General features: G+C 36.2%; 18 protein-coding genes and 1 tRNA gene. 10 read left to right on the top strand and 9 right to left on the bottom strand.

The features are described 5' to 3' along the window. Nucleotides 1–22: 22 nt before the first annotated feature. Nucleotides 23–1003, top strand: a complete 981-nt coding sequence (locus NLW78_RS14090; protein WP_254497793.1) for a metal-dependent hydrolase — start codon at nucleotides 23–25, stop codon at nucleotides 1001–1003. Here the strand turns inward: NLW78_RS14090 and NLW78_RS14085 are convergent, their stop codons facing one another. Beyond that, the gene (locus tag NLW78_RS14085) at nucleotides 1004–1243 is read right to left on the bottom strand and encodes a YfhJ family protein (RefSeq protein ID WP_254497792.1); all 240 of its coding nucleotides are present in this window, start codon (nucleotides 1241–1243) and stop codon (nucleotides 1004–1006) included. A 122-nt stretch (nucleotides 1244–1365) separates the two neighbouring features. Between NLW78_RS14085 and NLW78_RS14080 the strand changes: the two genes are divergently transcribed. Then, nucleotides 1366–1527 carry a small, acid-soluble spore protein K gene (locus NLW78_RS14080; protein ID WP_254497791.1) on the top strand — a complete coding sequence of 54 codons (162 nt, stop codon included), beginning with the start codon at nucleotides 1366–1368 and terminating at the stop codon, nucleotides 1525–1527. A gap of 2 nt (nucleotides 1528–1529) precedes the next feature. Beyond that, nucleotides 1530–1685 (top strand): YpzG family protein, encoded by a 156-nt coding sequence (locus tag NLW78_RS14075; protein WP_254497790.1) that lies wholly within the window; start codon nucleotides 1530–1532, stop codon nucleotides 1683–1685. A 41-nt stretch (nucleotides 1686–1726) separates the two neighbouring features. On the opposite strand, the gene NLW78_RS14070 is transcribed toward NLW78_RS14075, so the two are convergent. Both NLW78_RS14070 and recX read right to left on the bottom strand, forming a co-directional pair. Then, nucleotides 1727–2068, bottom strand: coding sequence for a YfhH family protein (locus tag NLW78_RS14070; protein WP_254497789.1), 342 nt, complete (start codon nucleotides 2066–2068; stop codon nucleotides 1727–1729). A gap of 103 nt (nucleotides 2069–2171) precedes the next feature. After that, entirely contained in the window at nucleotides 2172–2990 is an 819-nt protein-coding gene (gene recX / locus NLW78_RS14065) for a recombination regulator RecX (protein ID WP_254497788.1), read from the bottom strand. A 313-nt stretch (nucleotides 2991–3303) separates the two neighbouring features. Between recX and NLW78_RS14060 the strand changes: the two genes are divergently transcribed. After that, a complete protein-coding gene (locus NLW78_RS14060; RefSeq protein ID WP_254497787.1) occupies nucleotides 3304–3858 on the top strand; it encodes a GNAT family N-acetyltransferase in 555 nt (184 codons plus the stop codon). An 81-nt stretch (nucleotides 3859–3939) separates the two neighbouring features. Next, nucleotides 3940–4071 (top strand): YfhE family protein, encoded by a 132-nt coding sequence (locus NLW78_RS14055; RefSeq protein WP_254497786.1) that lies wholly within the window; start codon nucleotides 3940–3942, stop codon nucleotides 4069–4071. 478 nt (nucleotides 4072–4549) lie between these two features. On the opposite strand, the gene NLW78_RS14050 is transcribed toward NLW78_RS14055, so the two are convergent. After that, entirely contained in the window at nucleotides 4550–4753 is a 204-nt protein-coding gene (locus tag NLW78_RS14050; protein ID WP_254497785.1) for a cold-shock protein, read from the bottom strand. 248 nt (nucleotides 4754–5001) lie between these two features. Here NLW78_RS14050 and NLW78_RS15630 point away from each other — a divergent pair, with 248 nt between their 5' ends. Next, nucleotides 5002–5136, top strand: coding sequence for a hypothetical protein (locus tag NLW78_RS15630; RefSeq protein WP_302328574.1), 135 nt, complete (start codon nucleotides 5002–5004; stop codon nucleotides 5134–5136). Nucleotides 5137–5211: 75 nt separating this feature from the next. After that, on the top strand, nucleotides 5212–6288 hold the full coding sequence (locus NLW78_RS15625) for a redoxin domain-containing protein (protein WP_263499981.1): 1077 nt from the start codon (nucleotides 5212–5214) through the stop codon (nucleotides 6286–6288). Between the two features lie 147 nt (nucleotides 6289–6435). Here the strand turns inward: NLW78_RS15625 and NLW78_RS14035 are convergent, their stop codons facing one another. Further along, entirely contained in the window at nucleotides 6436–6750 is a 315-nt protein-coding gene (locus tag NLW78_RS14035; RefSeq protein ID WP_254497782.1) for a hypothetical protein, read from the bottom strand. 222 nt (nucleotides 6751–6972) lie between these two features. On the opposite strand from NLW78_RS14035, the gene NLW78_RS14030 reads away from it, so the two are divergent. Then, a tRNA-Ala gene (locus tag NLW78_RS14030) sits at nucleotides 6973–7045 on the top strand. A gap of 140 nt (nucleotides 7046–7185) precedes the next feature. Here the strand turns inward: NLW78_RS14030 and NLW78_RS14025 are convergent. The 3 genes from NLW78_RS14025 to NLW78_RS14015 all read right to left on the bottom strand — a co-directional run bounded on the left by NLW78_RS14025 (nucleotide 7186) and on the right by NLW78_RS14015 (nucleotide 8912). Then, nucleotides 7186–7359, bottom strand: coding sequence for a hypothetical protein (locus NLW78_RS14025; protein WP_254497781.1), 174 nt, complete (start codon nucleotides 7357–7359; stop codon nucleotides 7186–7188). Between the two features lie 216 nt (nucleotides 7360–7575). Next, the gene (locus NLW78_RS14020) at nucleotides 7576–8361 is read right to left on the bottom strand and encodes an N-acetylmuramoyl-L-alanine amidase (RefSeq protein ID WP_254497780.1); all 786 of its coding nucleotides are present in this window, start codon (nucleotides 8359–8361) and stop codon (nucleotides 7576–7578) included. 155 nt (nucleotides 8362–8516) lie between these two features. Continuing rightward, a complete protein-coding gene (locus tag NLW78_RS14015; RefSeq protein WP_302328573.1) occupies nucleotides 8517–8912 on the bottom strand; it encodes a GNAT family N-acetyltransferase in 396 nt (131 codons plus the stop codon). An 84-nt stretch (nucleotides 8913–8996) separates the two neighbouring features. Between NLW78_RS14015 and NLW78_RS14010 the strand changes: the two genes are divergently transcribed. Further along, the gene (locus tag NLW78_RS14010) at nucleotides 8997–9551 is read left to right on the top strand and encodes a GNAT family N-acetyltransferase (RefSeq protein ID WP_254497779.1); all 555 of its coding nucleotides are present in this window, start codon (nucleotides 8997–8999) and stop codon (nucleotides 9549–9551) included. A gap of 88 nt (nucleotides 9552–9639) precedes the next feature. Next, nucleotides 9640–11061: a hypothetical protein gene (locus tag NLW78_RS14005; protein ID WP_254497778.1), complete on the top strand. Its 1422-nt coding sequence runs from the start codon at nucleotides 9640–9642 to the stop codon at nucleotides 11059–11061. A 149-nt stretch (nucleotides 11062–11210) separates the two neighbouring features. Here the strand turns inward: NLW78_RS14005 and NLW78_RS14000 are convergent, their stop codons facing one another. Further along, the gene (locus NLW78_RS14000; RefSeq protein WP_254497777.1) at nucleotides 11211–12194 is read right to left on the bottom strand and encodes an aldo/keto reductase; all 984 of its coding nucleotides are present in this window, start codon (nucleotides 12192–12194) and stop codon (nucleotides 11211–11213) included. Nucleotides 12195–12342: the final 148 nt, after the last annotated feature.

Below are 12342 nucleotides of genomic sequence, written 5' to 3'. Positions count from 1 at the left end.
TGTTAAAGGAGGATAACGTTCGATGGATACAGCTACTCACATCACGATGGGTATTGCCCTTGGAGGTTTAGCTACATTAGACCCTGTTGTTCAACAAGACCCTCATTTATTTCAAGCCGTTTTCATTGGAACAGTAGTCGGTTCCAATGCACCAGACTTTGATACAATTTTGAAGTTAAGAAATAACGCCGTCTACATTCGCAATCATAGAGGCATTACTCATTCCTTGCCGTCTATTTTTATGTGGGGAGCAGGCATTACTGTATTAATCCATACGTTTATGCCTGAGGTACACTTTATGCGTTTGTTTTTATGGACTTTACTCGCCGTGGGGATCCATGTTCTTGTAGATATTTTTAACGCCTATGGAACACAAGCGATGCGCCCCATTAGTAAACAGTGGATTGCCTACGGCTTTATTAACACATTTGATTATTTTATTTTCGGCGTTCACGTGGTTGGGATTGTTGCATGGTTACTCGGTGCTAATCCTGGACCGACCTTTTTAATTCTCTATATCGTGATTATTTTGTATTACGTGAAGCGATATTTTGATAAAAAAGCGATTATCAAAGCGGTTAACGAGTATATCCCGGAAGTAGATCACGTTGTGACACGACCAACTATCCGAAATAATTTATGGCAAGTATGTGTTATTACGAAAAAGAAGTTTTTCGTCGCCAAGTTTGAGGATAAAACTTTAAAAATTAAGGACGAATACATTCGTAAGCCACTACCTGATCTACCTGAAATTGAACTCGCGTTAGAAGATGATAACATTCAAGCTTTTCTATCCTTCTCCCCTGTGTACCGATGGGAAGTAACAAAAAGTGATGACGAAATTGAAATCCGATTTATCGACCTTCGTTATCGTGCAAAAGGACGATATCCGTTTGTAGCGGTAGTAAAGTTTGATCACAACTTAAATAAACGCAACTCTTATACAGGCTGGGTCTATTCTGAGGATAAACTTCAGAAAAAACTAACCCCTGCTACAAGTTAGTTATTTTCGGTTTTTAAACTTATCGACTGACATCTCGTGTAATTTCGAGCCGTAGTTTATAATCCAATTTGTCACAATACGCTCTGTCATTTCTTGTCCTTTATACTTGTGTCCTGCTTTCGCCCGGGTAACTTCGAAATCTTCCCAAAGAAGTTCAACCCAAGTACGGGCAACATCTTTTGATAATTCATTATTTATGTTCATAAGTTGTTTTGTTAAACGTTCATAAATCTCTTCCATTTATTTCACCACCTTGAACTACCAACAATTCGCATTATATTTTAACACATACATTTGCCATTCCGACAAAAAATAATAACTGCACTTGTTAAAGTGCAAATTCAAAAAAAGGGGTACATTCTATGGTCCGTAATAAGGCAAAGAATTTCCCTGAAAAACATTTTCAAGAGATCCCACACGCGAAAGCCCGCTTTGCCTCAAAGCGTGCAGACGGGTCGATTAATACAAGGCCACAAGAACGGATGGCGAAATCTTCACGACCTCATATAAATGGAGCTGAGTGACGATGGAGAAAAATAAGGGCTTTAAAAAATATTTACGTAACACTCCGTTTCAGTCTCCACGGGCAAATCCGAAACATGCTGCTAATCAGGTAAATGGGGAGACACGCATGTCTCAAGCAGATATTATTACGGAAAAGCAGATGCGAAAACGGTCATAACAATTATCCCCCCACAACAACCGTGGGGGGAGTTCATTTTACTATCCAGTAACCTTTTCGCCGAGTAATGATATTGGTAAGGCCTCTTCCTCTTCTTCTGAAATCGAATTGCCCGCTTGATCTATCCTACTTCCCCAGGCAAATATGCCATTCATATAATCAATTTTAAAGCGAACACCGGGGTCTCCTTCTACTTCATAAACTTCCCCTCGTTTAAATGCAGATGTATCCATCATATAAGCTTTAGCCATTAATATCTTTCGTTGGTAGACTGCGTACTCGTTTACCATTCCCATTTGTTCGGCCTTTCGCGCTTTCTCTGTTAACTCGGAAATTTCCTGATGTAATTGCTGTGACGTATATTGGCTATATCTTTTCTCCATCATCTTTTCCCCCTGTCGTCCTATGCCTGTTAAACCATTTTATCATGACAGATAGGAACTCGCTATTTTCACCTTACAAGAATGGCAACCATATTCTTCCTTGCTACTCATCCTCAATACTATTTTGTAAATATTGATCAATAAGTTCCATTGAAAACCCTTTTCGATATAATCCTTCCTTCACCTTTTGTTTAAGTTGAAATCCAGAAAACTTCCGTTCGTATTTCATTACTAATTTGTCACCTTGTCGTTGTATTGCTTGTATATCCATATCATTGCTCATATGATGTTCTTTTATTTCTTCTAAGACTGACTGAATCACCTCGCCGTTAAACCCCTTTTGCATTAAAAAGTTTTGCAACGATAATAGCAGTTGCTTCTGTGATTTTTGCCCATTCGAAGAAACTTTTTTCTCAGCAACTTTTAACGCCTTATCAAATTGTAATGAATGATTATACAAATGTAAGGCTTCTTCGATATTTTGTTTATTGACCCCTTTATCAAACAGCTCTTTTTTGATTATTTGGGGCCCTTTACTAGATGTATTTATTCTCGTTTTGACATAAGCTCTTGCAAATTCTAAGTCATCTAGATACCCTTCAGTCTTTAACTTCTCAACAACTTGGTCAATCTGGGGAGGTTCTGCCTCCTTTTTTACTAAATAAGATCGAATTTCCTTCTCTGAACGCATTCGATAGCTCAAAAAATTTATTGTCGCTGAATAATACTTATTGACGTCATCTTCCTTTTGCAGAGCTTGAACTGTTGCTTGATCTAACTCCATACCTTTACGAAGCATATGTTTTATAAGTAAATCTTCACTTACACTAAACCCGTATTGTTCTCCGTTTCCTTCATCAATGTATATATTATAGCGTTGTTTATTTTTCTTCTGGGTCGTAATTTTAGTAATTTTAATCAAACCGAGTCCTCCTTAATGATGGACTAACCTACTTCTATTGTACTTACAAACGTTCATAACGAACAAGAAAAAAACACTTAAAAAATTTCCTTAAAAGTGATTTCTTTTTCGAATTAAATCGTATATTATAGAAAAGTCAAATTGACGTATTGAAACATGGGAAGGCAAATGGTGCGCCACCGGTCATACACACCCGGTTCTAGTGGGTTCGATTCCCACCCCGAATTTTTGTGAGCAATTGATAAAAATTCGAGGGTGGGTGACTAGCTAGTACTGTCTTTACACCCTCTTAATGATGAAGGAGGGTTTTTTTATGCTTAAAAAACGGGAACTACATGAAACAAGTGAACTTTTTGACTTGTTAATCGATCCAAACGTCTTCCCTTACGTTCGACATAAGGCAGCGAGTTTAGATGAATTTTACTTTATAACGAAACAATTAATCGAGGCAGAAGAAAGAGGAGAACTCATTTCACGTACAATAGTAGATGAATGGAATAAACCAATTGGTACGATTAATTTATATGATATTGACCAAAATAGTGGTTTCTTAGCCACATGGTTAGGAAAACCTTACTTCGGAAAAGGTTACAATCAATTAGCTAAAGAATCTTTCTTGTATGAGTTGTTTTTTGAATGCAATATTGAAGCAGTGTTTATGAAGATTCGAAAAGATAATATTCGTTCAAAAAAGGCAGTAGAAAAGCTACCGTACAGTATACAAGGCAACGACCTTTATCCACAAGTATATGCTTCTATTAATAACCAAGAAGCAATGTACGATTTATATGTCATTCCAAAGGACCATTACTTATTCTACTACTACAATCAGCAAAATCAATATAACGAAGTGGAACAACAAGCCTGATTGCATCCGTAATCAGGCTTTTGTATATTTCCGATTAACTCGGACATAATACGTTGTAATACTTAGGAAAGGATGATGTATATGGCAAAGGGAAAAGGAAAAAGACTACCTCATGAACAAAAGAATTTGAATTTATCTAAAACACAACAAGTTTTGTATCAGCGGGAATTTAAACAGGCAGACCGAATTTACCAGCAAAACAAAGGACTCTAATTTAGCTTGTGTATAAACACTTATCCACATGGTTGTGCACAATGTGTATAACTAGAAAAAAAACCTTATGTTATCAACACTAAGTTTGTGAATAATTTTTTGTGAATAACTACATACTTTTTCTGTGGATAGTGTTAATAAGTTTGTGAATTAACGTGTATAAAGTGTTTGTTATGTGGATAACCTTGTGAATAAGGAGATTGCCAATGTGAATTTGCTACTTTAGCAAAGTTGATTCCTCCCCTTTTAAATCAAAAACATTGGCAATCCTTTTTTTGTATAAAAAAGGCTAACATTGTGAGTAAGCAGTTCCGGTCCAGGGACAAAACGCTCGAAATAGCATATAAAATAGAAGACCATATTGCATAAGTGATTTGGGTCTTTTTAGAACTAGCTTAAAATCTTTTTTCATTGCATCCCCTATTTGAACATAAAAAAACAGGCCCTATATTTAGGGCCTGTTTTTTAACGATTAAAATTAAGCAGATTTTTGAACGTTTGAAGCTTGTGGTCCACGGTTACCTTCTTCGATATCGAAAGTTACAACTTGACCTTCTTCAAGTGTTTTAAAACCTTCGCCTTGGATAGCGGAGAAGTGTACGAATACATCATCTTGTCCTTCTACTTCGATAAATCCAAAACCTTTGTCTGCGTTAAACCATTTTACTGTACCTTTTTCCATTTTTGTTGCCTCCTAGTGCGTTGCCACACATTAAATTACTATTCTTGCCCAAAGTATCATCAAGACGATAAAGACATACACATACTATCCTCTACACCGAACAAAAATAATTCTTACTAAGAATAGCAGGAAACGAACAAAATTGCAAGTCAATGGAATTTAATTGAGTAAAGATCCCACAAAAATCACATTCCTTATTGTTACCTCTCTTTACTAAACGACCAGTGTTCTGCAGGAAGTTCCTTCTTATGCTAATTGTTTATAAAGGAGTTATGGGGTATCCGGGCTGGAAAAAGGAAAATGCAAGTAAAATGAATTTAATGTTAAAATTAACGAGTAATGATTGGAAGAAACAAAATAAACGAAAAGTCTCCAGTTATTGAAATAGGATTTTAGGTACGAAAAGAATCTAGAAGAAATGTCTTTTGTACCCAAGCAAATAAAAAGGAGTTAAAAAAGTGACGACATTCCTCTATAAATCAAGGCAGCCTATAATACTATCCGATTCATTGCATCATGACGGGGATCTTTACATCCCAATTAATAAGTTAAATGAGTACACTGGTTTGGAACTTAAACCTGAAGGTGTCTGTACTAAGGATACGTGTATCCCTCTTAACAAACAACAGGAAAAAGAAATAATTGTACACGAAAAAAGCTTATTTAACATTGTTGGTTTTTCTAGAATGATGGGTGAACCAGTTGTTCATGATTTAGAAAAAGATGTTTGGGTTATTGGTGAACGACAACCTGACATACAAAAAAGTGGTACCACACTTTCTGCACCAGATTTCACTCTTCCTGATTTCAATGGAGTGAAACACACACTTTCTTCATATTTAGGAAAGAAAATCCTTCTAGTATCCTGGGCATCATGGTGAGGATGTCGATTTGATCTGCCAGTTTGGCAGTCCCTTTATGAGGAATTGAAAGATAAAAATTTTGTTATTGTAGCCGTTGCCTTTGACACCGCTGGTATATCAGCTGTTAAAGAATGGATTGACAAAGCTAACCCTACATATCCATGTCTTATCGATAAAAACCACATTGTGGCCGAATTATATAATATGGTGAATGTTCCAAATGCAGTATGGATTAATGAACAAGGAAACATAGTAAGGGGTGCTGAACCTGCCGGATGGAATGACGGTTGGAGGACAGAGAATCTTTCTAGGCTAGAACAATCAAAGAGCAACTATTTTAACGCTTTGCGTAACTGGGTTCACTATGGAGATAAAAGTAAACATGTTCTCCCAACAAAAGAAGTAAAGAATAGAATGTCAAAACATACATATGAAAAAGCTCTAGCTGCAGCGTATTTCAAGTTAGGTATATATTTAACTGAACATAAACAGTTAGATAAAGCAAAGATATATTTTAATAAGACAGTACAATTGCATCCAGAAAGTTGGAATTACAAACGTCAATCCTGGTCCTTAGTAGAGCCAAAAGAAGAACAAAGAAATAAATTTAGAGAAGCCCTTAAAGAATTAGAAGACAAACCTTATTATCCAATATTACAATTACATGATTAAGGGGACTAGAAGCCAGTCCCTTTAATCCCCTTTAAAATAGGGGATTGTGAATAAGTTCACGTAAATTAAATGTACGATTTATTATGATCATTAATCTGTTACTTTAACCCCTTTCTCCCAGTATCAAAACTACCTTATACTATACTATTAGTCATTTCCTTTTTTACTTATTAAAGATTGTAACGCTTTTCGCTTCGCTTCCCCTTCCTCCTCACCAAATCCACATGCTGTTGTTAAAAATGAAGATTCAAATTGATGAGCGACAGTCATTAGTTCTTCCTTCGATTTACATGATTTAACCGCCAGAACTGTATTTCCATCCAATGTTTCAATCCGAACATATTTGTACTCTTCACCTTGTTGCACTACTGAATGTTTTCCATTTGATAATACTGTTTCTAACATTTGTTTTTTTGTATTATTTGTAATTTGATTGTGCTCTAAAATTATACAACCATACAAATGGAAGCACCCCCTATGAACCTATAAGCTGGTAAAAACGATATCACATAAGAAAAATTACATCATTAACGTTATATTAAAATAATAATAAACCAGTAATTTCTTCCATTTCATTTTATCTTAAACATCGATAAATATAAACATTTTTTTCCAAAGATTAATACAATTTTCCCTGTTCTATTGAATATCAAAATGAAAATTGTTATTATTTATCATATATAGGGGGCATTAGCTCAATTGGGAGAGCGTCGTGCTGGCAGCGCGAAGGTCACCGGTTCGAGCCCGGTATGCTCCATCTAGTAAAAAAGCTCTTGCATAAGCAAGAGCTTTTTTAAATCATAGTTCCCCGTTGCGTTTATCGTTGCATATCCTACCACACAGTAAAAAATGACGTGCAAACTGACAACAGGTTGCACACGCCGTTTTTTCTTAATATTAATGTGTGCTCTTCTTATTCTTAAATAATAAAATTGCTGAGAAGATGATTACAATGGCTCCAATTACTCCGACTGATATTGCTATTGGTGGTGACATAATAGGGAATCTTGATAGTGCAACTAATATTAAACCTATAACAAGAATCATTACATTCCTTACTTCTTTCTTCATTTCATCTACCCCTATATGATTATTTTTTATATTTAATAGTTGCTCGATTCTAATACAATCGTACAACAATTATTGTAAATTACTTTTATTATGTCATTTTGATGTATAATTTTCTATAAAATCTTTATATTATTAAAAAAGGCACAGGTCAATCCTGTGCCTTTTTTATACAATATAACCAAACTACACCTCGAAAGTGGCATATTCATGAACTATCTAATTTTTGTAAGGTGTAATGAAGCTATCGAATCCCGCCTCTTTTAATTTCTCAACTCTTCTTTCCGCGTTTTCTAAATTTTTGAAGCTGCCGGTTACAACACGGTAATATGTTTCACCTGTTGACCTCTTCGCCTGAGCTGATTTCACTTTCGTTTCTGACTTCAGTTCCACCTCAAAGTAATCAGCTATCCCCTGAGCATGCTCCATTGCCACTTCTTCCTGAAAATCGTTATCAATCATTAATAGTGCTTCATCTTTATTATCCATAAAACCATTTTCCGTTAACACAGCTGGCATTTCTGTCTCGCGTAAAACGTGGAAGTTTGCTTCACGAATGCCGCGCCATTTTTGTTCTGTACCTTGCTTTAAATATTCTGCAATTGCATTTGCAAGTTCTCCTGCTTCTTTATTTTTATGTCCAGGATAGACAAATATGGAATGACCTGATGGACTTGGGTCATCAAAATCTCCGTCGTAAGCATCGTAATGAACAGAAACAAATACCGCTTCTACTTCATCCTCACCGTGTTCATCTTGAAACTCTTTTAATTTGTTATTGGCAAAATCCGTTCGATCCTTTAAAGGAACATCATGTTCCTGTGGTGCAGTTAAAAATGCTTCAATTTCTGTCGGCTTTAAATGGTCGTATATCTTACGAGCAACTGCACTGTTAAATTCATTCTCCTTTATTCTTCTCCCTAATGATGAAATAAATGGCGTTCTTTTCCCTGGTGTATCCATTCCATGGCCACCGTCTATAAATGCCAATTTTACTTTCGCCATTTTGAGCCTCCTCTCATAATTTAAGAACAGTCAAAACAGACCCGTAATCAATATATGCAACAAGAGCCCAAAAGGATAAATATTTTGTCAAAAAAAATGAGAAAAAAAACGAAATTGGTAGTATTTAGGCTTAATGAAACAACCTATAACACAAGTTACTTTTCTTCAAATGTTTTGCGAAATCCGTAAAATAACCTAAACCCCAGACCTTCATAATAAGTAGATGATTTTTTTGTCGCTAACATTTCCATACGTGTTGTCGGATAACGTTGATGACTATGTTTGAGAAGTTGCCTCCCTATCCCTTTTCCTCGATGTTTCGGGTGAACGAGAATTTCACATACATATAACGTCACCGATTCATCCGTCATTCCTCTTATGTACCCAACGATCTCACCATGTTCTTTAGCAACAAAGGATACATTGGAGTTCTGCCATGCTCGTTTCGTTTCATCCCAATTATGAACCAATGAACTCCAGCCTTCTATTTTGTTTAAAGCTTGAATAGCTGAAAAGTCACTCTCCTCAAATTTTGTTATATATATAGACAATTGTGGACACCTCATTTTCTATACGATATTGTTCTTTCTTAAAATCCCCTCTGTTATAATGACTTAAAAAGGAGCGATTTTTTTATGGCGCATATTCCAAAACAACACCATTATATGAAGGACGGAACACCTTACACCATTGAAACGGTGACTGAGAAAGATGGAATGAATGTGATTCGTTACGTAAAACAAACGCTCTTGGAATCAACCTACTTAGTAACAACAGCTAAGGAATATAGGCCGACAATGAAACAACAATGTAACCATATTAACAACATATATGCTAACCCGAATAAGCTCATGATTTGTGCCAAAATGGGTCAAACAATCATTGGAACATTAGACTTTCATAACGGCAATAAACATAAAACAAAGCATACGGGAAGTTTTGGGATGAGTGTAGCGAAACGATATCAAGGGCAAGGTATTGGTAAGGTACTACTAAAAACATTAATAGATTGGGCTTCGAGCCATCCATTAATTGAAAAAGTTGATTTAGAAGTAATGCGCAATAATGACCAAGCCATTTCTCTTTATAAGAAGAACGATTTTATTACCGAAGGGGTGCGAAAACATGCTATAAAAGTTAACAACGAATATTACGATTTACTGCTAATGACGAAATATGTTCGGAGCTAGAACGTACCTATGAAATTTTTTTATGTTTTACGATACTTTTATATATAATGATAGTAGTTTCATTATTTCACAGTATAGGAGAGAGAATATGAGGGGTAAATTGATGTCCGTCATCATGTTAGCTATAACATTCTCGTTACTAACATACGTTGTTATTTTTACTCATGCCATTTATAAATCGACAACGAGCGAAATGACATTGTCGGATTACTTTATACAAATGAACGATAAAACATCGGAAATTTTGAACGTCGATGTAGACTTCAGGAAACTCTATTTTTTAGATTCCACCTTTGTACAAAAACTACAAGTTCATGATTTTACAGAAGGAGAAACAGAGGATCAAACAAAGGAAGTATATAAAACGGAAGAAAATAATGAAGTCTCTCATTCGACTCCAAATGAAACAAAGGATAAGGATAAGCACGAAACTGATCAACATGAAGAAAATGAGCATGACGACGACGTCCTTCCTAAATCTGAACAAAAAGCAAAGGGGCACGATCTCGTAGCTCAGTTACAGTATAAGCATATATGGTTCTTAAGTTATACGCCAAAATGGGATAAAGCCAAGTTACAAGAGTTAGTCAAGGAATTTCAAAACAATACACTTGGGCAAGAATTAGAAGAACTAGACTATATAAAAATCGTACCATACGCACATTCGGGTCATGTTACTGGAACGTATGACGTAGAGTATAGTCAAGTCGGTGGTCAGTATACGTTTAAACAAGCTCAAATATGGCTTTATAACGGAGATGAGCTAACGACTGTTCCTTCTGTAGCACGCACATTAAGTCATGAATATGGTCACCATTTCGCTTATTATTGGTTATTAAATAAGGAAGGCAAAACGCCTAATGATAAGGATACAGAGTGGGCAAAAATACGAGGGATTTTGAACAATGGATACCCATTAGGCTCTTCACATTATTGGGAGTTAGGGGAAATCATTGCCGAAGATTACGTTATGTTATTCGGCTCCCCCACTGGGAAGACACCAAAGAACGCTGCTGACTTTTTAAATCACCAAACGGAAAATAGAGTTATACCGTCACCTGAAAGTATTAAAGGATTGCGAGAATATTGGCTTCGTTTAACCGGTATTTCTGCCGCCAAACCGTTTGCTGGAACGATTACCGTTACAGGGATTGAAAGTCAAGAGACACGTGTGGAAGGACACCCACGATACTCATTACACTTTAACCATCCAGAAGGGAATGGTAATTGGGAGTACACTGTTATTTGGAAGGACCAAACGAGTGTAAATAGTCCGTATCAATATGGTATTGCCATTGAATCTACGAAAACGAAAGGAACCGTTCATTACGGTCCTGTAAAAACAGGGGGAAATTCCTATCAATACCCCCCAAACCCAACAGGAAATGTATTCTTCCGCATATACGGATACAACCATTCTACCAATCAGTTAATATACTCTGATATGTATTGGGTTGATACGTCTGACCCGCTAAATCCGAAACCTATTAACAACCAGTTTACCTATTAAAGCGACGTGAGTATCACGTCGCTTTCGTTAATTCTATAAATTTTTTTCGTAGCCAGTCATAGCAGACAACAGGTGGATAATCGGCTAAGTACCCTCCAGTTCCAAAGGATTATTTTCCGTATTTTCATTTTCACATGGTGTTTCTCCTTTTAATAGGCACCCCGAATATACTCATGCACCTTGTCACGATAAAATTGCTTTAACTTCTCTATCTCTTCTCCACTATAAGATGGCACTTGTACTGCTGCTAAATTGTCTTCTACTTGTTTTACTGTTTTAAAACCTGGAATGACGGAAGATACTCCATCTTGGTCGAGAATCCAGCGTAGTGCTGCACGAGTCATATTTCCACGGTTTTCACTTATCCAACGTAACTCATCACTTAACTCTACACCTTTCTCAAACTGTAATCCGCCAAATGTCTCTCCGACGTTAAACTGTTGTCCATCTCGATTGAAGTGACGATGGTCATTTTCTTCAAAGCTTGCATCTTTCGTAAACTTCCCAGTTAACAGTCCGCTTGCTAGTGGAACACGGGCAAGAATGCCTACATTTTGTTCTTTCGCTTTCGGTAATAACTGTTCTAACGGTTTTTGCCTTAAAATGTTAAAGATGACTTGCAATGTACTTACATTAGGATTTTGTAAGCAGAAAAGACCTTCTTCAACTGTTTCAACACTAACTCCGTAATGTTTAATTCTTCCCTCTTCTTTTAACTTATCAAGTACGGTGAAAACAGTACCTTCTTTTAAAATTTCTAATGGCGGGCAGTGAATTTGGTACAAATCAATCGCCTCACGGTTTAACCGTCTTAAACTATTTTCCAAATATGTACGGACTGTTTTCTCTGAGTAAGTAGCAGGGTCATAAATATCTCCAGCTCGACAAAATTTCGTCGCAATATATATATCATCTTCCTTTCCTTTCGTTGCCTTTGCTAACAATTCCTCACTATGTCCATCCCCATATACATCAGCAGTATCAAAAAAGTTAACGCCCCGATCCATCGCTTTTGCTAGAGCATTTAACGATTCTTCGTCATTTGTTTTTCCCCAATGACCTCCAATCGCCCATGTTCCGAAGCTTAATTCGCTTACCTCGTATCCCGTTTTGCCTAAAGTACGATAATTCATAAATGTGCACTCCCTTTGCATATGTGTATAAAGGTATTTTCGATAACAATTTATCATTTCCTTTTGATCACGGGATAGTGATCAATTCCTAAGAAAATTTTCTTATTTTATTGAAGGAATATCGATGGTTTCATCGAAATGTTATAAA

It is taken from the genome of Salirhabdus salicampi (assembly GCF_024259515.1).
Classification (GTDB): Bacteria; Bacillota; Bacilli; order Bacillales; family Alkalibacillaceae; genus Salirhabdus_A; species Salirhabdus_A salicampi.
This window is presented reverse-complemented; position numbering and strand designations above follow the sequence as displayed.

Excerpts from the sequence above, each read along its gene's own strand:
- NLW78_RS14050 (WP_254497785.1), bottom strand. The coding sequence starts at position 4,753 with ATGGAAAAAGGTACAGTAAAATGGTTTAACGCAGACAAAGGTTTTGGA.
- NLW78_RS14070 (WP_254497789.1), bottom strand. The coding sequence starts at position 2,068 with ATGGAGAAAAGATATAGCCAATATACGTCACAGCAATTACATCAGGAA.
- NLW78_RS14010 (WP_254497779.1), top strand. The coding sequence starts at position 8,997 with ATGGCGCATATTCCAAAACAACACCATTATATGAAGGACGGAACACCT.
- NLW78_RS14090 (WP_254497793.1), top strand. The coding sequence starts at position 23 with ATGGATACAGCTACTCACATCACGATGGGTATTGCCCTTGGAGGTTTA.
- NLW78_RS14060 (WP_254497787.1), top strand. The coding sequence starts at position 3,304 with ATGCTTAAAAAACGGGAACTACATGAAACAAGTGAACTTTTTGACTTG.
- NLW78_RS14080 (WP_254497791.1), top strand. The coding sequence starts at position 1,366 with ATGGTCCGTAATAAGGCAAAGAATTTCCCTGAAAAACATTTTCAAGAG.
- NLW78_RS14055 (WP_254497786.1), top strand. The coding sequence starts at position 3,940 with ATGGCAAAGGGAAAAGGAAAAAGACTACCTCATGAACAAAAGAATTTG.
- NLW78_RS14075 (WP_254497790.1), top strand. The coding sequence starts at position 1,530 with ATGGAGAAAAATAAGGGCTTTAAAAAATATTTACGTAACACTCCGTTT.
- NLW78_RS14025 (WP_254497781.1), bottom strand. The coding sequence starts at position 7,359 with ATGAAGAAAGAAGTAAGGAATGTAATGATTCTTGTTATAGGTTTAATA.
- NLW78_RS14020 (WP_254497780.1), bottom strand. The coding sequence starts at position 8,361 with ATGGCGAAAGTAAAATTGGCATTTATAGACGGTGGCCATGGAATGGAT.
- NLW78_RS14085 (WP_254497792.1), bottom strand. The coding sequence starts at position 1,243 with ATGGAAGAGATTTATGAACGTTTAACAAAACAACTTATGAACATAAAT.
- NLW78_RS15630 (WP_302328574.1), top strand. The coding sequence starts at position 5,002 with ATGCTAATTGTTTATAAAGGAGTTATGGGGTATCCGGGCTGGAAAAAG.
- NLW78_RS14005 (WP_254497778.1), top strand. The coding sequence starts at position 9,640 with ATGAGGGGTAAATTGATGTCCGTCATCATGTTAGCTATAACATTCTCG.
- NLW78_RS14000 (WP_254497777.1), bottom strand. The coding sequence starts at position 12,194 with ATGAATTATCGTACTTTAGGCAAAACGGGATACGAGGTAAGCGAATTA.